The sequence below is a fragment of the Microbacterium sp. BE35 genome (assembly GCF_031457705.1).
Taxonomy (GTDB): Bacteria; Actinomycetota; Actinomycetes; order Actinomycetales; family Microbacteriaceae; genus Microbacterium; species Microbacterium trichothecenolyticum.
Genome location: NZ_JAVDXD010000007.1, coordinates 211,114 through 228,931 on the forward strand (window position 1 = coordinate 211,114; position 17,818 = coordinate 228,931).

15 protein-coding genes are annotated in these 17,818 nt (G+C 68.9%); 11 read left to right on the forward strand and 4 right to left on the reverse strand.

Features of this window, described 5'->3' with window-relative positions:
* The first annotated feature begins 36 nt into the window (after positions 1-36).
* The 3 genes from cls to J2Y46_RS20400 all read left to right on the forward strand — a co-directional run bounded on the left by cls (position 37) and on the right by J2Y46_RS20400 (position 3,802).
* Positions 37-1,503 carry a cardiolipin synthase gene (gene cls, locus J2Y46_RS20390; protein WP_045296477.1) on the forward strand — a complete coding sequence of 489 codons (1,467 nt, stop codon included), beginning with the start codon at positions 37-39 and terminating at the stop codon, positions 1,501-1,503.
* Between the two features lie 126 nt (positions 1,504-1,629).
* Positions 1,630-2,367 (forward strand): hypothetical protein, encoded by a 738-nt coding sequence (locus tag J2Y46_RS20395; RefSeq protein WP_310244961.1) that lies wholly within the window; start codon positions 1,630-1,632, stop codon positions 2,365-2,367.
* Positions 2,368-3,046: 679 nt separating this feature from the next.
* On the forward strand, positions 3,047-3,802 hold the full coding sequence (locus tag J2Y46_RS20400; RefSeq protein WP_310244963.1) for a DUF559 domain-containing protein: 756 nt from the start codon (positions 3,047-3,049) through the stop codon (positions 3,800-3,802).
* Positions 3,803-3,919: 117 nt separating this feature from the next.
* Here J2Y46_RS20400 and J2Y46_RS20405 read toward each other — a convergent pair whose 3' ends face one another.
* The 3 genes from J2Y46_RS20405 to J2Y46_RS20415 are packed head-to-tail and all read right to left on the reverse strand — an operon-like array spanning position 3,920 to position 5,630.
* The gene (locus J2Y46_RS20405; RefSeq protein ID WP_310244964.1) at positions 3,920-4,150 is read right to left on the reverse strand and encodes a helix-turn-helix domain-containing protein; all 231 of its coding nucleotides are present in this window, start codon (positions 4,148-4,150) and stop codon (positions 3,920-3,922) included.
* Entirely contained in the window at positions 4,147-4,893 is a 747-nt protein-coding gene (locus J2Y46_RS20410; protein ID WP_310244965.1) for a hypothetical protein, read from the reverse strand. Before J2Y46_RS20410 ends, J2Y46_RS20405 begins: the two co-directional genes overlap by 4 nt.
* Positions 4,893-5,630: a hypothetical protein gene (locus J2Y46_RS20415; RefSeq protein WP_310244966.1), complete on the reverse strand. Its 738-nt coding sequence runs from the start codon at positions 5,628-5,630 to the stop codon at positions 4,893-4,895. The genes J2Y46_RS20410 and J2Y46_RS20415 overlap by 1 nt, the downstream gene beginning before the upstream one ends.
* Positions 5,631-5,824: 194 nt before the next feature.
* Between J2Y46_RS20415 and J2Y46_RS20420 the strand changes: the two genes are divergently transcribed.
* The 3 genes from J2Y46_RS20420 to J2Y46_RS20430 all read left to right on the forward strand — a co-directional run bounded on the left by J2Y46_RS20420 (position 5,825) and on the right by J2Y46_RS20430 (position 9,720).
* Positions 5,825-8,350, forward strand: coding sequence for an ATP-dependent Clp protease ATP-binding subunit (locus J2Y46_RS20420; protein WP_045296449.1), 2,526 nt, complete (start codon positions 5,825-5,827; stop codon positions 8,348-8,350).
* Positions 8,351-8,442: 92 nt separating this feature from the next.
* Positions 8,443-8,946: an amino-acid N-acetyltransferase gene (locus J2Y46_RS20425; protein WP_045296450.1), complete on the forward strand. Its 504-nt coding sequence runs from the start codon at positions 8,443-8,445 to the stop codon at positions 8,944-8,946.
* Positions 8,947-9,024: 78 nt separating this feature from the next.
* Complete coding sequence (locus J2Y46_RS20430) at positions 9,025-9,720, forward strand: hypothetical protein (protein ID WP_310244969.1); 696 nt, start codon at positions 9,025-9,027, stop codon at positions 9,718-9,720.
* Between the two features lie 1,278 nt (positions 9,721-10,998).
* Here J2Y46_RS20430 and J2Y46_RS20435 read toward each other — a convergent pair.
* The gene (locus tag J2Y46_RS20435; protein WP_045296452.1) at positions 10,999-12,558 is read right to left on the reverse strand and encodes an amino acid permease; all 1,560 of its coding nucleotides are present in this window, start codon (positions 12,556-12,558) and stop codon (positions 10,999-11,001) included.
* A 179-nt stretch (positions 12,559-12,737) separates the two neighbouring features.
* On the opposite strand from J2Y46_RS20435, the gene J2Y46_RS20440 reads away from it, so the two are divergent.
* The 5 genes from J2Y46_RS20440 (at position 12,738) to J2Y46_RS20460 (ending at position 17,787) form a co-directional block, all read left to right on the forward strand.
* A complete protein-coding gene (locus tag J2Y46_RS20440; protein WP_310244971.1) occupies positions 12,738-14,099 on the forward strand; it encodes a glutamine synthetase family protein in 1,362 nt (453 codons plus the stop codon).
* The gene (locus tag J2Y46_RS20445) at positions 14,080-14,829 is read left to right on the forward strand and encodes a gamma-glutamyl-gamma-aminobutyrate hydrolase family protein (RefSeq protein ID WP_045296455.1); all 750 of its coding nucleotides are present in this window, start codon (positions 14,080-14,082) and stop codon (positions 14,827-14,829) included. The genes J2Y46_RS20440 and J2Y46_RS20445 overlap by 20 nt, the downstream gene beginning before the upstream one ends.
* A complete protein-coding gene (locus J2Y46_RS20450) occupies positions 14,826-16,187 on the forward strand; it encodes an aldehyde dehydrogenase (RefSeq protein WP_045296456.1) in 1,362 nt (453 codons plus the stop codon). Before J2Y46_RS20445 ends, J2Y46_RS20450 begins: the two co-directional genes overlap by 4 nt.
* A gap of 100 nt (positions 16,188-16,287) precedes the next feature.
* Positions 16,288-17,061 (forward strand): 3-oxoacyl-ACP reductase, encoded by a 774-nt coding sequence (locus J2Y46_RS20455; RefSeq protein WP_045296458.1) that lies wholly within the window; start codon positions 16,288-16,290, stop codon positions 17,059-17,061.
* A gap of 9 nt (positions 17,062-17,070) precedes the next feature.
* Positions 17,071-17,787 (forward strand): FadR/GntR family transcriptional regulator, encoded by a 717-nt coding sequence (locus J2Y46_RS20460; RefSeq protein ID WP_045296459.1) that lies wholly within the window; start codon positions 17,071-17,073, stop codon positions 17,785-17,787.
* Positions 17,788-17,818 lie beyond the last annotated feature (31 nt).

Genomic DNA, 17,818 nt, shown 5'->3' on the forward strand with positions numbered 1-17,818 from the left:
GCGGGTCCGCCCGACGCCGGTGAGAGGCTCCGCTCGATGATCACCATCACGTTCGACGCGACGTGGTGGGTGGTGCTCGTCTTCATCGTCGACATCGTCATCCGCGTCACTGCGATCATCGTGGTGCCGCGCAACCGCCGCCCGACCGCGGCGATGGCGTGGCTGCTGGCGATCTACTTCATCCCGATCATCGGCGTGTTCCTGTTCCTGCTGATCGGCAACCCGCGGCTTCCGCGCAAGCGCCGCCGCAAGCAGGAGCGCATCAACGACTACATCCACGACACGAGCGCGTCGCTGGACTTCGGCACGTTGCGCCCCCACGCCCCGGGCTGGTTCACGTCGCTCGTGACGCTCAACCGCAATCTCGGCGCGATGCCCCTCGCCGGCGACAACGCTGCGCACCTGATCCCCGACTACCAGGAGAGCCTCGACGCGATGGCGGACGCCATTCGCGAAGCCGAGCGGTTCGTCCACGTCGAGTTCTACATCCTGCAGGCGGACGCGGCGACCGACAACTTCTTCCGCGCGCTCGAAGAGGTGGCGGCGCGCGGCGTGACCGTGCGCGTTCTGCTGGACCATTGGGCGAACCGCGGCAAGCCGTTCTACAAGCGCACTCTCAAGCGCCTGACCGCGATGGGCGCGCAGTGGCACCTCATGCTCCCGGTGCAGCCGCTGCGCGGCAAGTATCAGCGACCCGATCTGCGCAACCACCGCAAGCTCCTCGTCGTCGACGGACGCGTCGCGTTCACCGGCTCGCAGAACGTCACCGACTCGACGTACAACCTGCGCAAGAACATCAAGCGGGGCCTGCACTGGGTCGACCTCATGGCGCGCATCCAAGGCCCGGTCGTGGCATCCGTCAATGCCGTCTTCCTGAGCGACTGGTACAGCGAGACCGACGAGGTGCTCACCGACCAGATCGACCTGTTCGACGTGACCAGCGGGCCGGGCGATCTCGACTGCCAGATCATCCCCTCCGGACCGGGCTTCGAATTCCAGAACAACCTCAAGCTCTTCGCCGGGCTGCTCTACGCGGCGCAGCGCAGGATCATCGTGGTGAGCCCGTATTTCGTGCCTGACGAGGCGATGCTGCTGGCGATCACGACTGCGTGTCAACGCGGCATCCATGTCGAGCTCTTCGTGTCGGAGGAGGGCGACCAGGCGATCGTCTACCACGCGCAGCGCAGCTACTACGAGGCGCTGCTGCGCGCGGGCGTGAAGATCTGGATGTACAAGAAGCCGTTCATCCTGCACACGAAGAGCCTCACCATCGACGACGAGGTCGCCATCGTCGGCTCGAGCAACATGGACATGCGCTCGTTCGGTCTCAACATGGAGATCTCGATGCTCGTGCGCGGCGAGGAGTTCGTGCGCCAGATGCGCATCGTGGAGGACATGTACCGCTCGCTCTCACGGGAGCTCACGCTCGAGGAGTGGGAGAAGCAGCCGCTGCGCTCGACGGTGCTCGACAATCTCGCGAGGCTCACCTCGGCCCTGCAGTAGGGGGTTCTCCCGGCGGATCGTGACCTTGACGTGACCGGACTGCTGAGATTCCGGGGCGTTTTGCGACACGATATGGGTGACGGATGCTGCGGGGGATGGCGTCCGCAGAACTCCAGGAGGCCTCGCATGCCCACTCGCTCCCGTTCACTGCTCGCCGGTCTCGGCCTGGCGCTGCTCACCGCAGGACTCCTGACGGCCTGCGCGACGCCCGCCGGCGGCGGCACCACCCCGACGCCGGCCGCGACCGGCAAGGACGACGACAGCAGCAACGAGCAGGAGGTCGGCGCGGCCTGGCTCGACGGCGGTCGCATGGTCGGCATCGTCACCCAGGGCAGCTCGACGTGCATCCCGGTCGCCGAGGAGGCGACCTACGAGGACGGCGTGATGAAGGTCACCCTGGTCGACGCCGAGGGCGACGAGGCGTGCACCGCCGACCTCGTCCCGCGCGTGACGCTCGTGGGCACCCCCGACGGTGTCGACCCGGCGAAGGGCGTCGAGATCGAGGTGACCGGCGACGGCTGGCACGGCGACACCGACCTCGAGGGCGTCGAAGGCCTGAAGACAGGCGGTGAGACCGACTACCTGCCGAGCGCCGGCTGGACGGACGTCGACGGCCAGTTCGTGATCCTGTCGTGGGGTTCGTCCTCGTGCGCTCCCACGATCGAGAACACCGAGCCGACGAGCGCTACCGAGGTCACCGTGACCTTCGTGACCCCGCCAGCAGACCAGGTCTGCACCATGGACATGGCCCCGCGCGGTGTCGTGACGGCGGTGAACGGCCTCGAGGACGAAGACGCCGACACCTTCGCCATCCTCACCGGCGGCGAGTTCGACAACATCCGCATCCCGATCTACCCCAACTGACGCGTGGGACTCCGGATGCCGCGGCCCGCGGCATCCGGAATCCCTCAGCCGGTCCGCCCGCCCCGCCTGCCGCCGCCCCGTCATCGCACCGCAGTCACTTTTGGCGTGTTCCGAGCCTCGAGTCCGGCCGTTTCTGACTGCGGAACGCCGTGGCCGGGCGCCGCGTACCCCGGCGTTCGGGCACCTTCGTTCGGCAGTCACTTCCGGCGCGTTCCCGGCGTCGGTCCCGCCCTAGCTGACTGCGGAACCGCCGTGGGCGGGGCTCCGTCCCCAGGCGTTCGGGCACCTTCGTTCCGCAGTCACTTTTGGCGCGTCCTGGGCCTCGAGTCCCGCCCTTACTGACTGCGCAGCGGCAGGCGCTGGTTCCTCCCCAGGAGGAGTGAACGGTGCCGTCGTCCACAGAGCGCGGAACGGAGTTCCACCGCGACCGACCGCGCGGTCAGGATCGGGCGGCATGCGCAGAACGCCGCTTCCACACGGTCTCGGGACGGTCTTCACGATCGCGGAGGCGCGGAGTGCGGGTGTCCCGAGGTCGAGGCTGCGGGCTCTCGACCTCGACAGCCCCTTCCGCGGGCTCCGCGTGGTGTGCGACGCAGTCCCCGCGTCGCCGGGAACGCGGTCCAAGGCGGAGGAGGCGACCGCAGCCATTCGCGAACGTGCCCTCCTCTACGCGCGGGTGATGCCCGCGAATCAGTTCTTCTCGCACGTGACCGCTGCGGTGTTGTGGGGGCTGCCACTCCCGTCTCGCACCCTGACCGATGCGTTCGGTCGTCCCCGGATGCTCGACGTCGCGGTGCGGGCTCCGCTGCGGCATCCGCGGCACGACGGAGTTCTCGGCCACCAGGTGAAGCAGCGAAGCGTCGCGGTCGTCGATCACCCGAGCCACGGCCTTCCGCTGACGAGTCCCGCATTCACCTGGGTGATGCTGGCGGCGGTCGTGCGCGACGAGTACGACCTCGTGGCGCTCGCCGACGGGGTCGTCCGCGAGCAGATGTTCTCGGGGGACGCGCAGCCGCTCGGCACTCTCTCCGAGCTCGAATCGGCGGTGCGGTCTGGCCGCAGGGTGGGCATCAGGGCGTTGAGGACGGCATTTCCTCGTGTGCGCACCCGTTCGGCGTCGCGAATGGAGACGCGCTGCAGGTTGATCATCGTCGACGCGGGTCTGCCGGAGCCGCTCCTGAACCATGCGGTATTCGACTCGATCGGGGGACTCATCGGAGTCGTCGACCTCGCATACCCCGAGCTGAGGATCGCCATCGAGTACGAGGGTGAACACCATCTTCGCGATCCCGAGCAATGGGCGAAGGACATCGCTCGCTACGAGGCGCTGGCCAGCACCGGCTGGTTCGTGATCCGAGTCACGAGGAACGACGTGGTCGACGGTCGGGCGGACCTCGTCCGCCGCGTGCGGTCGGCAATCCGCTCCCGTCGCTGACGGCGACGTCCGCCATCGCCGCTCCGCAGTCGCTTCGGGCGGGTCGCCCCACCGGGAGCTGACCAAACGTGACTGCGGAGCGGGGACGGATGCTGCGGCGGTGGGCGGCCAGAATCCTCAATCCGCCCGCACCAGCAGGTCGCCGACCTCGCAATCCAGCGCCCGGCAGATCGCGGACAGCGTCGAGTAGCGGATCGCGCGGGCGCGGTCGTTCTTGAGGATCGACAGGTTCACGACCGAGACTCCGACGAGTTCCGACAGCCGTGTCAGGGTCATGCCGCGCTCCTCGAGCAGCTCGTCGAGCCGGCAGTGCACCCCGGAGGGGCCGTCGTCGTCGGCGGGAGTCACACGAGGCCTCGCACGTCGCGCTGCAGCGAGGCCCCGTGCCGGAACACCGCGCCGAGAGCCCACAGCGCGACGGCGGCGCCGATCGGCCAGAGCGGCACCGTGAGCCGGTAGATGCCCGTCGCGGTCACTGCCGCGTCACTCGTGCTCGGCGGCAGTACCTCAGCCGCGGCCATCGCACGGCCGATGTCGCCGACGAGTCCGCCGCCGAGGCCGGCCGCCAGCACGACGACGGCTGCGATGACGAGCCAGCGGCCGGCGATTCGAGCGAAGGGTGTTCCCCGCAGCGCCTCGCGGCACACCACGACGAGGAGCACCGCGGGCATCGCGATCACCACGAGCGTGAGCAACTCGCCGAGGGCGAGCATCACCTTGGCGCCCGCGCTGAGCACCGTGATCGTGAGGTCGGCCGCCGGGGCATTCGCGCACCACAGTGCCGTGGTCGCCGTCGGCTCAGCGGGAACGGTCTGTTCGCACGGCAGCGTCTCGGGCCACACCAGCGCCACCGGGACACCGGCGACCCACGTGTCGACCGCGCTGAGCCAGCGCCAAATCGTGAGCCCGGCCGCGAGTACGGTGAGCGCGAGCCACATGCGGGCGACCGCGCCGGTCACCTCGAGGATCACGCTGGGGCTCTTTCGTCGCCGCGCGTCCCAGACGAGCAGGCCGACGATCGCCGCGAGGATCGCGAGCCCTGCGAGGGTGAGGAGCAGGGCGCCGCCGAGGTCTGTCCACCCGATGCCCATCAGACCAAAGCCTCCGTGTCCTTCTGCATGCGCACGCCGATCTGGAAGGCCGCGGCTACCAGCGCGAGCCCGAGCGCCCATCCGACCGGAGCAAGGTCCAACGACAGACTCCATCCCATGAAGCCCTCGTACGGTCCGTCGCCCATGTCGCCGGCAGTCATGTGGCGTGCGCCGAGGTAGGCGACGACCGATGCCCGCGCCGCGCTCGCCAGCACCTGCGAGCCGAGTCCTCCGACCAGCACCGCGATCGAGGCCACGCCGACGACGTTGGGAAGCGACCGCACAAACGGGCGTCCGCGCAGGAGAGCGATGGCGAGCCACGCCACTGCGAGGCCGATCGAGAGAGTTGCGAGCAAGGGCAGCGCGAGTTCGAGGTACAGCAGCCAGCGCGTGCCGTCGGGGAGACCTGTCACGTCGATCCATGCCGATTCGTAGCCGGCGTCTACAATCGCGCTCGACTTCTCGGTGAACGCAGGCACCAGCGCGTTCCCGAGCGGGAAGCCCGACACCCGCGAAGGCTCCCGGGTGAACACCTGGATCCCCGCCGTCACCAGAAAGACCGCGCTGCCGCCGGCGACGAGCAGGGCGCCCGTGCCCACCAGGGCGACGACCCACTCCTCTACCCGCGAGAGCGCCGTGGCGCGGTCGCCGCGTCTGCTGCGCACCATCACCGCCACCACGAGCGTCGCCACGACGATCGGCAACCCGACCCAGAGTGCGAGGAATCCCCATCCCATGCCTGACCCCATATCGATAAACGTTGTTATCGAAAAACGATAAGCCCGATGGATGCTGCGGCGCAAGGCATCCGTTCCGTTTCGCGCGCGCTATGCCCACGGCGAACACGGCCGTGCGCTCCCGAGCCGCTGGCTACCCTCGATGTAAGGCGAGATGGGCTCAGCAGACCCACACCGCCCCGGAGGAGTGAACGATGTTCGAGAGATTCACCGACCGTGCCCGTCGTGTGGTCGTCCTCGCCCAGGAAGAGGCGAAGATGCTGAACCACAACTACATCGGCACCGAGCACATCCTGCTCGGTCTCATCCACGAGGGCGAAGGGGTCGCCGCCAAGGCGCTCGAGAGCCTGGGCATCTCGCTCGACGCCGTGCGCGAGCAGGTGCAGGACATCATCGGCCAGGGCCAGCAGCAGCCGACAGGGCACATCCCCTTCACGCCGCGAGCCAAGAAGGTGCTCGAGCTGAGCCTGCGCGAGGCGCTGCAGCTGGGCCACAACTACATCGGCACCGAGCACATCCTCCTCGGCCTCATCCGCGAGGGCGAGGGCGTCGCCGCCCAGGTGCTCGTCAAGCTCGGGGCCGACCTCAACAAGGTGCGCCAGCAGGTCATCCAGCTGCTCTCGGGCTACCAGGGCAAGGAGCCCGCGGGCGTGGCCTCCGGCGCCGGCGAGCAGACCCAGGGCACGACACAGGGCGGCTCGCAGGTGCTCGACCAGTTCGGCCGCAACCTCACGCAGGCCGCGCGCGACAACAAGCTCGACCCGGTCATCGGGCGCGAGAAGGAGATCGAGCGCGTGATGCAGATCCTGTCGCGTCGCTCCAAGAACAACCCTGTCCTGATCGGCGAGCCGGGTGTCGGCAAGACCGCTGTCGTCGAGGGGCTCGCTCAGGCGATCGTCAAGGGCGACGTGCCCGAGACGCTCAAAGACAAGCAGCTCTACTCGCTCGACCTCGGCTCGCTCATCGCCGGCTCCCGCTACCGCGGTGACTTCGAGGAGCGCCTCAAGAAGGTCACCAAGGAGATCCGCACGCGCGGCGACATCATCGTCTTCATCGACGAGATCCACACCCTGGTGGGTGCGGGTGCCGCCGAGGGCGCGATCGACGCCGCCTCGATCCTGAAGCCGCTCTTGGCCCGTGGCGAGCTCCAGACGATCGGCGCGACCACGCTCGACGAGTACCGCAAGCACTTCGAGAAGGATGCTGCGCTCGAGCGCCGCTTCCAGCCGATCCAGGTCGCCGAGCCGAGCCTGCCCCACGCGATCAACATCCTGAAGGGGCTGCGCGACCGCTACGAGGCGCACCACAAGGTGCAGATCACGGACGGCGCGATCGTCGCGGCAGCGAACCTCGCCGACCGCTACATCTCGGATCGGTTCCTCCCCGACAAGGCGATCGACCTGATCGATGAGGCCGGCGCGCGCCTGCGCCTGTCGATCCTGTCGAGCCCGCCGGAGCTGCGCGAGTTCGACGAGAAGATCGCCAAGGTCCGTGAGGACAAGGAGCGCGCCTCCGAAGACCAGGACTTCGAGAAGGCCGCGTCGCTGCGCGACGAGGAGAAGTCGCTCCTCGCCGAGCGCCTGCGCCTCGAGAAGCAGTGGCGCTCCGGCGACGTCGCCACCCACGCAGTGGTAGACGAGGGCCTGATCGCCGAGGTGCTCGCCCAGGCCACCGGCATCCCGGTGTTCAAGCTCACCGAGGAGGAGTCGAGCCGTCTCGTCTTCATGGAGAAGGCGCTGCACCAGCGCGTCATCGGCCAGGAGGAGGCGATCGCCGCACTCTCGAAGACGATCCGCCGTCAGCGCGCGGGCCTCAAGGACCCGAAGCGCCCGTCGGGCTCCTTCATCTTCGCCGGCCCCACGGGCGTCGGAAAGACCGAGCTCGCCAAGGCGCTCGCCGAGTTCCTCTTCGACGACGAGCACGCGCTCATCTCTCTCGACATGTCGGAGTTCGGCGAGAAGCACACCGTCTCGCGGCTGTTCGGCGCCCCTCCCGGATTCGTCGGGTTCGAAGAGGGCGGCCAGCTCACGGAGAAGGTGCGTCGCAAGCCGTTCTCGGTGGTGCTCTTCGACGAGATCGAGAAGGCCCACCCCGACATCTTCAACTCGCTCCTGCAGATCCTCGAAGAGGGTCGCCTGACCGACGGTCAGGGTCGTGTCATCGACTTCAAGAACACGGTGATCATCATGACGACGAACCTCGGTTCGTCGGCGATCGCCGGAGGCCCCGTGGGCTTCCAGGTCGAGGGCAACAGCGGCACGACCTACGAGCGCATGAAGGGCAAGGTCAACGAGGAGCTGAAGCGCAACTTCAAGCCCGAGTTCCTGAACCGCGTCGACGACATCATCGTCTTCCCGCAGCTCGACAAGGACGAGCTCCGCCAGATCGTGGGTCTGTTCACCAAGCGCCTCGGCGAGCGGCTGCTCGACCGCGACATGACGATCGAGCTGACGGATGCCGCGAAGGACAAGCTGATCGAGATCGGCTTCGACCCCGCGCTCGGCGCCCGGCCGCTGCGTCGCGCGATGCAGCGCGAGGTCGAGGACCGTCTTTCGGAGAAGATCCTGCACGGCGAGCTCGACGCGGGCGACCATGTGAAGGTCGACGCGCAGAACGGCGAGTTCGTCTTCGAGCACGGACCGCGCGGCGACAAGGTCGCCGTCGGCGTCGTGCACAACGGCGAGATCACCGCCACGCCGGATCTCGCTGCGAACGCGTAAACCTGATCGGAACGAAGAGCGGATGCTGCGGCATCCGCTCTTCGTCGTTCGTGGGTGCGTTCGTCGGCGAGCGGGGGTCTTACGCTGGACGGGTGGCAGAGTTCACGGTCAGGCCGGCGCGCACGAGCGACGTCCGCCGCATCCAGGCGCTCCTCGAGCCGTTCGTGCAGCGGCGCATCCTGCTCGGCAAGGACCTCGTGGTGCTCTACGAGGCGACGCAGCAGTTCCTCGTCGCCGAGGATGCGAACGGCGACCTCATCGGCTGCGGCGCGCTGCACGTCATGTGGGAGGACCTCGGCGAGGTCCGCACCCTGATCGTCGCCGACGGCTGGCTGCACCACGGCGTGGGCCGCGCGATCGTCGAGGGCCTCGAGACGAACGCCCGTACGCTCGGCCTTTCGCGCCTGTTCTGCCTGACGTTCGAGGTCGAGTTCTTCACGCGCCGCGGGTTCGAGCAGATCGGCGAGCAGGTCGTCGACCCCGACGTCTACTCGCAGCTCATCCGCTCTCCCGACGAGGGCGTCGCGGAGTTCCTCGACCTCGCGCATGTGAAGCCGAACACTCTCGGCAACACCCGGATGATCAAGCGCCTCTGACGCTCGCGCTGCCGCCGGGTCGCGGCATCCGGGGCGCGCCGACGAGAGAAGGCCACGCCCGCCGTTAGCCTGGTGAGCATGACCGGCACCACCCCCCGACGTCGCCCCTCCAAGGCGGTCTACCGTCGCCGGCGGCTTGTGCTGATCGTGGGGCTGCTGGTCATCGCGGCGGTCGTCTGGCTGCTCATCGCCCAGCCGTGGGCGGGGGCGGCGACCACATCATCCGAGGACAAGCCCCCGGCGAAGAACACGGCCGAGTCGCTTCCCGTGCCGTCGTCGCAGGCGACGACCGGAGGAACCGACACCGGCGCCGTCGAGGGGGCTGTCGTCGAAGGGCAGACCCCGACGCCCGGGGCCACCCCCACCGCACAGCCGTGTGTCGCGAGCGAGATCACGGTCGAGCCGGTCACCAGCGCCGACACCTACGCGGGCGACCAGCAGCCGCAGTTCACCATCTCCCTCACCAACAACGGTCCCGACTGCACGATGAACGTCGGCACGAGCGCCCAGTCGTTCACGGTGACCAGCGGCGACGACATCTGGTGGCGCTCGACCGACTGCCAGAGCGAGCCCAGCGACATGATCGTGCTGATCGCCGCCGGGCAGACGGTGTCGAGCGCAACGGCCCTCTCGTGGGATCGCACGCGCTCCGCGGTCGGCACCTGCGCCGACGGCAACCGCCCGATGGCTCCCGGCGGCGGCGCCTCGTACCACCTGTCGGTCGAGATCGGCGGCATCCCCTCGACCGAGCCGAAGCAGTTCCTGCTCTACTGAGACGATCGCGGGAAGCGACGACGGCGCCGGATACCGCTGCGCAACGCGTGAACGCGCGCCCGACGTTTGCGTTCATTGCTTGGAACAAATGCGCAGCCGGTGCCGCGTGTGTCATCGTGGCTAGTGGCTTCGACAGCACGCCCGGCCCATCCCCAGAGGGGCGCAGTAGGGCGGTGCGTTCCCCTGTCCCCAGCAGGAAACGCACGCGCCGTTGATGGCCCGGCCCCCCTCGGGCTTCGGTAGCTGGCAGGCGACGGGCTCGAGGGGGGCTGCTCGGAAAGCGCCCGCGCATACTCGGCCGTTCCCCAGTTTCCCCAGTCGGCATGTCGTGAGGCGAGGCTCCCACAGCCTCCCCAGCGCCTCACGACGACGCCACGTTCAAGGTACCTTGTCCCCCAAATGGGGGACACCGAACCGGAGATTTCTTGCGCGAATCTTGCGGTTGCGTTCACGACCCGGTTGCTCTCGCCATCAGTCGCAGACGCGCGCAACGTCAGCCATCTCCGCATGATGGGCGCGCGGAGCTTCCGGCGGACGCGGATCAGGGCGGTCGGGCGAGGGCGCCGCCGCGCGCGGGCCACGATCGGAGTAGGATCACGGACGAACGCGGAGATTCGAAATGCTTCGTGGAGCTGGGGAGCTCGAATGGACTGGGGAGTCTTCGTCTGGCGTCGTCGTTGTCGCGCAGACCGCCGATGCTATTGCTGGCCTTCGGGCTTCGCCGGGTGTTCGTCGCGACGGCGGATTGCGGCAGTCGGCCGCACGTCGTAGCCACACGCTGCGTCGCCGGCGACGGGGCGCGTCACGTCGCGCATGCTGGTGTCGGCGGGGCGTGGGCCCGTCGCGGGCCGACCGGCTAGAGTGAACGCGATTCCGTTGCAGAATCAGCGCAAAGGTGTCCCCAGCACCGATCCCCGGCCTCCCCAGTGCCGGGTCGACTGTCCCAGCGGTCGGCGCGGAAACGGAATCGCGGTCCCTCGGACGCCCTGCAATGGCATCCGAGGGACCGCTTTGCTGCGGAAGTTCAGTGGCCCCAGATTCCCCAGAAGATCCCAGCTCCCCAGTGCACCGACTCGGTCTCCCAGCCGTCGACGGCGGATCAACGATAACCATCACGGCCGGGTTTGTCCACCTTTTGGGGGACACGGCATCCGGCGTGTCGAGCGCGAGCGTGCACCGGTCGATTGAGTCGTTTCAGTGCGCGTGAATCGGGGCGGGGCCGCCCCAGGCGGCCACGCCCCGCTCCTCTTCCCCTGCACAGGTGTCTTGGCCGAACACCTAGGGCTTGTTGTCGAAGACCTCTTTCTCCATCGCGTCGTAGCCCTCCGCCTGCGGATCGCGGTGCCGGCCGCCCGACAGCGCGTACTCCTCCTCAGGAGAGAGCACGAGGCGGTGGCGGCCGACGAGGGCGAAGATGACGAGGCCGATGACGTAGAGCACTCCGATCGCGATGATCGCGGCCGTGTATCCGGGGTTGATGAACTGGCCGATGAACGTCGCGAGTGCGATGACGCCCGCGATGGCGGCGCCCGTGATGCCGACCGGGCTGCGGTACGGGCGCGCGACGTCGGGCAGCTTCACCTTGAGCACGATGTACGACACCATCTGCAGCAGGTACGAGATGACGGCGCCCCACACCGCGATGTTGAGCACGATCGCGTTCGAGACGGCGCCGATGTCTTCGTTGGCCTTGGTGATGAGGTCGACCCCGACCAGCACGACGAAGCCGATGATCGCGCCTGTCAGGAGAGCCACCCATGGCGTCTGGCGCTTGCCTGTGAGCGACAGGAACTTGGGGTAGTAGCCCGCGCGCGACAGGGAGTACATGTTGCGTCCGTACGCGAACATGATGCCCTGCAGCGAAGCGAGGAGGCCGATCAGGGCGAACAGGGCGAGCACCGCGGCGAGCTGGGGCGGGAGGAACGCTCGGAAGCCGTCGAGCAGCGGCTCACCGCTGGCCGCGATCGCGGCCGAGCCGGTGACCGCGGGGTTCAGGAACAGCACGATGGCGCCGGTGAAGATGAGGGTCAGCAGGCCCCAGATACCGGCACGGGGGATGTCCTTCTGAGGGTTGTGCGCCTCTTCCGCTGCGAGGGGGAGCTCTTCGATCCCGAGGAAGAACCACATCGCGAACGGCAGGGCGAACAGGATGCCCATACCGCCGAACGGCAGGAACTCCGACGACCCGGCAACGGACTCGTCGGGCGCGATGTCCCACACCCGGGAGAAGTCCACCGCGCCGTTTGCGAACGCGAGCACGCCGAAGAGCACGAGGATGCCGATGGTCAGGATCGACACGACGACGGCGAAACGGAAGGAGATCGCGGCTCCCGCGGTGTTGAGGGCGATGAACACTGCGTAGAGGACGATCCACCAGACCCACTGGAGTCCCGCCTCCTTGAGGTCGAACGCCCCGCCGGTGAGGATCGAGAAGATCCCGTTCAGGTAGTCGGCGGAGAAGAGCACGATGACGCCCGTGGTGAAGACGTACTCGATGGTCTCGGCGAACCCCGTGATGAATCCGCCCCAGGGGCCCATCGCCGATCGCGCGAACGAATAGGCGCCGCCGGTGTGGGGCAGCGCCGCCGACATCTCCCCGATCGAGAAGAGCATGCCGAAGTACATGACGATGATGATCAGCGTCGCGATCAGCAGCCCGCCCCAGCCGGCGGCTCCGAGGCCGAAGTTCCAGCCCGAGAAGTCGCCCGAGACGACAGCCGCGACACCGAGGCCCCACAGGCCCCAGAATCCGGCGGCCCGGGTGAGTTGGCGTTTCTGGAAGTACTCGCTGCCGGCCTGCGTGTAGGTGACGCCGCCGACGGATCGGGAATCTGACATGACGGGCTCCTCGCTCTCGGGAAAGCGCGCGCGATTCTGCGGATGTATCGCCTCTGGGCAAGAGAATGGCGCGAAAGGTACTTCGTGTCTACCTTTAGAAGCAACTTCGTCCCGCGCGTGGCCCGATACGGTGGCATTGGAGGGGCGAAAAGGACGCGCTGCCCACCAATGGAGGACTCATGACGGCCAAGGCCCCACTCAGCGTCTCCGATCTCGACGCCGGGATCGCCGCGGGTGACATCGACACCGTCATCGTCGCGTTCGCCGACGCGCAGGGCCGGCTCGTCGGCAAGCGGGTGTCGGCGCGGCTCTTCCAGGAAGAGGTGCTGCCGCACGGCGCGGAGGCGTGCAACTACCTGCTCTCGGTCGACGTCGACATGAACACCGTCGACGGCTACGCGATGTCGAGCTGGGAGACCGGCTACGGCGACATGATGCTGCGGCCCGACGTCTCCACACTCCGGCGCATCCCGTGGCTTCCCGGATCGGCACTCGTGATGGCCGACCTCACGTGGGAGAGCGGCGACCCCGTGGTGCAGTCGCCGCGCGACATCCTGAACCGCCAGCGCGAGCGGCTCGCCGGCCGAGGTCTCGTTGCCTTCTCCGGGACGGAGCTCGAGTTCATCGTCTTCGACGACACGTATCGGGAGGCCTGGGCCAAGGGCTACCGCGACCTCACTCCGTCCACCGACTACAACGTCGACTACGACCTGCTCGCCTCGGGCCGCCTCGAGCCGCTGCTGCGCGACATCCGGCTGTCGATGGACGGGGCCGGCCTCTACACCGAGGGCGTCAAGGGCGAGTGCAACCTGGGCCAGCAGGAGATCGCGTTCCGGTTCGCCGAGGTGCAGCAGACCGCCGACCAGCACGCGATCTACAAGAACGGCGCGAAGGCGATCGCCGGGCATCACGGCAAGTCGATCACGTTCATGGCCAAGTTCAACGAGCGCGAGGGCAACAGCTGCCACATCCACCTCTCGGTGCGCTCGGCGGCGGGCGACCCCGTCATGGCCGGCGACGGCGCGCACGGCTTCAGCCCGCTCATGGACCACTGGATCGCCGGCGTCCTGGCGACGCTCCGCGAGTTCACGCTGCTCTACGCGCCCAACATCAACTCGTACAAGCGATTCGCGAAGGGCTCGTTCGCCCCGACCGGCGTCGCGTGGGGCGTCGACAACCGCACGTGCGCGCTGCGCGTGGTCGGCCACGGTTCCTCGCTCAGGGTCGAGAACCGGGTGCCGGGCGGCGACGTCAACCCGTACTTGGGCATCGCCGCCATCATCGCGGGCGGCCTGCACGGCATCGAACACGAGCTGCCGCTGCCCGACCGGCTGGAGGGCAATGCCTACACGGCCGGCGTCGACCACCTGCCGACCACGTTGCGCGAAGCGGCGCAGCTGTTCGACGAGTCGGCCATCGCCCGTGCGGCGTTCGGCGACGACATGGTCGACCACTACCTGAACCAGGCGCGCATCGAGGTCGAGGCCTACGACGCCGCCGTGACCGACTGGGAGAGGGTCCGTGGCTTCGAACGCCTTTAGGAAGCCCCTGATCGGCCTGACGACCTACCTCGAGCAGGCCAAGCAAGGCGTATGGGACGTGCGTGCGGCGTTCCTCCCGCAGGTCTACTTCGACTCGGTGACGGCGTCCGGCGGCGTGGCCGTGCTGCTGCCGCCGCAGCCGGACCCCGAGATCGCCGCCGAAGCGGTGCTCGATGGACTCGACGGACTGATCCTCACCGGCGGGCGCGACGTGCAGCCGGAACTCTACGGGGCACAGCGGCATCCGCTCACCGACGAGCCGCGCCCGGACCGCGACGCGTGGGAGCTCGCGCTGTTCCGCGGCGCGGAACAGCGTCGGCTCCCGGTGCTCGCGATCTGCCGCGGCCTCCAGCTCGTGAACGTGGCACGCGGCGGCACGCTGCATCAGCATCTGCCCGAGGCGCTCGGCACCGAGCGGTTCCGCGTCGGCGGCGGCGTCTTCGCGACGAACGACGTCATCGTCGACGAGGGGTCGCGCCTGGCGGAGCTCGTCGGTCCCGGTGAGCTCGAGGTGCACAGCTACCACCACCAGGGCATCGACCGTCTCGGCGCCGGACTGGTCGCGACCGCCCACACCGACGGGCTCGTGCAGGCGTTCGAGTCCGACGGCGAGGGCTATGTGCTCGGCGTGCAGTGGCACCCCGAGCAGAACCAGGAGGACCGCCGGCTGTTCGCAGGTCTTGTGGCCGAGGCATCCGTCTATGCATCACGAGGAGTGCCGACCGCATGAGCGTGTTCACCGTCATCAACCCGGCGACCGCGCTGCCGATCCGTGAGGTCGCCCGCGCGAGTGCGGGCGAGACGGATGCTGCGATCTCGCGCGCCGTCGTCGCGCAGCGTTCGTGGGCCTCGCTGCCGCCGGTCGCGCGCGCCGACGCGCTGCGGTCGTTCGCGCGCGTCGTCGAGGCGCACGGGGAGGAGCTGGCGCAGCTGGAGGTGCTGAACTCGGGTCACCCGATCGGCTCGGCGCGCTGGGAGGCGTCGCACGTCGCGCAGGTGCTGAACTTCTACGCCGGCGCGCCCGAGCGTCTGTCGGGACAGCAGATCCCGGTCGCGGGCGGGCTCGACGTGACGTTCCACGAGCCCTACGGCGTCGTCGGGATCATCGTGCCGTGGAATTTCCCGATGACGATCGCATCGTGGGGGTTCGCTCCGGCGCTCGCCGCGGGCAACGCCGTGGTGCTGAAGCCCGCCGAGCTGACGCCGCTCACGGCGATCCGGCTGGGGGAGCTCGCGCTTCTCGCCGGATTGCCCGAGGGGCTCTTCGAAGTGGTGACGGGGTCTGGCTCCGTGGTCGGGCAGCGGTTCGTGTCCCACCCGGACGTGCGCAAGGTCGTCTTCACCGGATCGACGTCGGTGGGGACGGATGTCGCGGCCGGCTGTGCGCGCGAGCTCAAGCCCGTCACCCTGGAGCTCGGCGGCAAGAGCGCCAACATCGTGTTCGCCGACGCCGACCTCGAGAAGGCCGCGGCATCGGCACCGGGTGCGGTGTTCGACAATGCCGGGCAGGACTGCTGCGCCCGCAGCCGCATCCTGGTCGAGCGATCGGTGTACGACAGGTTCCTCGAGCTGCTCGAGCCCGCGGTGCGGGCCTGGCGAGTCGGCGACCCCGCGGACGAGGCGACAGAGATGGGCCCGCTGATCTCGGCCTCGCATCGCTTCACCGTCGAAGGGTTCCTCGATGGTGCGGACGTCGCGTTCCGCGGGTCGGCGCCGTCCGGTGACGGCTTCTGGTTCGCGCCCACGGTGGTGCTGGCGGACCCCGCCGACCGCATCGCGCGCGAGGAGGTCTTCGGACCCGTCGTCGCGGTGCTGCCGTTCGAGGACGAGGCCGGAGCGATCCGTCTCGCGAACGACACGATCTACGGTCTCGCCGGCTCGATCTGGACGGAGAACCTCGGCCGTGCCGTGCGCGTCTCGCGGGGCGTGAAGAGCGGCGTGCTGTCGGTCAACTCGCACTCCTCCGTGCGGTACTGGACCCCGTTCGGCGGCATGAAGGCGTCGGGGCTCGGCCGCGAGCTCGGCCCCGACGCCGCCGAGCACTTCACCGAGACCAAGAACGTCTTCTTCGCGACGGACGCCTCGTGATCGGCATCCACCACCGTTGCGATGTCCGGACTTCGCGGCCTCCGGGGCGCGGAATCCTGCAAAGTCCGGATTGCGCACGGCAGAAATGGAAGGGAACAGCATGGATCTGACCCAGCGGCTCAAGGACCGGGTGGCCGTCATCACGGGCGGGGCATCCGGCATCGGCCTCGCGACCGCACGGCGGTTCGCCGCCGAGGGCGCACGCGTCGTGATCGCCGACCTCGACCCCGCGACGGGCGAGCGTGCCGCCGCCGAGGTGGACGGCCTGTTCCGGCTCGTGGACGTCGCGGACGAGGCATCCGTCAACATGCTGTTCGACTCGGTCGCGGGGGACCTCGGGCGCCTCGACATCGCCTTCAACAACGCCGGCATCTCTCCCGCCGATGACGACTCGATCGAGACGACCGAGCTGCCGGCGTGGGATCGCGTGCAGGACGTCAACCTCAAGAGCGTGTACCTGTGCTCGCGAGCGGCGCTGCGGCACATGGTGCCGGCGGGCAAGGGATCGATCATCAACACCGCCTCGTTCGTGGCGCTGCTCGGGTCGGCGACGTCGCAGATCTCGTACACCGCGTCCAAAGGGGGCGTCCTCGCCATGACCCGCGAGCTCGGCGTGCAGTTCGCGCGCCAGGGCGTGCGCGTGAACGCGCTGTGCCCGGGGCCGGTGAACACCCCGCTGCTGCAGGAGCTCTTCGCGAAGGACCCCGAGCGCGCGCAGCGCCGGCTCGTACACGTCCCGATGGGCCGCTTCGCCGAACCCGAAGAGCTCGCGGCTGCGGTCGCCTTCCTCGCGTCGGACGACGCGTCGTTCGTTACCGCGAGCACGTTCGTGGTGGACGGCGGCATCACCAACGCCTACGTCACGCCCCTGTAAGGTCTCGCCATGACCGATGCCCCGCTGCAGGAGGTGCGCAAGGCCGTCTACCGGCCGGTGCGCGAGGGCAACGCGCTCGAGGACACCGTCGCGCGGCTGGTGCAGACGATCCGGCTCGGTGTCGTCGCGCCGGGGGAGTCGCTCCCATCCGAGCGGGAGCTCGCCGTGCTCTACGCGGTGAGTCGCGACACCGTGCGCGAGGCGATCCGCGAGCTCGCGGACACCGGCTACCTCGTGCGTCGCCGGGGCCGCTACGGCGGCACGTTCGTCGCCGACCCGCTGCCGCAGCCGCCACACCCCCGCGACGTCACGACCGCCGAGCTCGAGGACGTCCTCGGGCTTCGCCGCGTGCTCGAGGCGGGCGCGGCGCGTGCGGCAGCCGGACGCACGCTCGACGCCGCCGCCCGCGACGAGCTCTGGGCGCGGTACGAGGTCGTGGCCGAGGCATCCGAATCCGACTATCGCCGGCTCGACACCCTGCTCCACCTGACGATCGCCGAGCTCGCCGCCATCCCGTCGCTCGTCGCGCTCGCCGCCGAGAACCGCGCGCGCGTGAACGAGTGGCTCGACACCTTCCCGCTGCTGCCGCGCAACATCGAGCACTCCAACGTGCAGCACGAGCGCATCGTGACCGCGATCCTCGCGGGGCGACCGGATGCTGCGGAAGCCGCGATCCTCGAACACCTGGCCGGTTCCGAGGCTCTGCTGCGCGGCTTCCTCGCCTGAGCCGCTCCCGGTCCGGGGAGAGCGGCGGCGA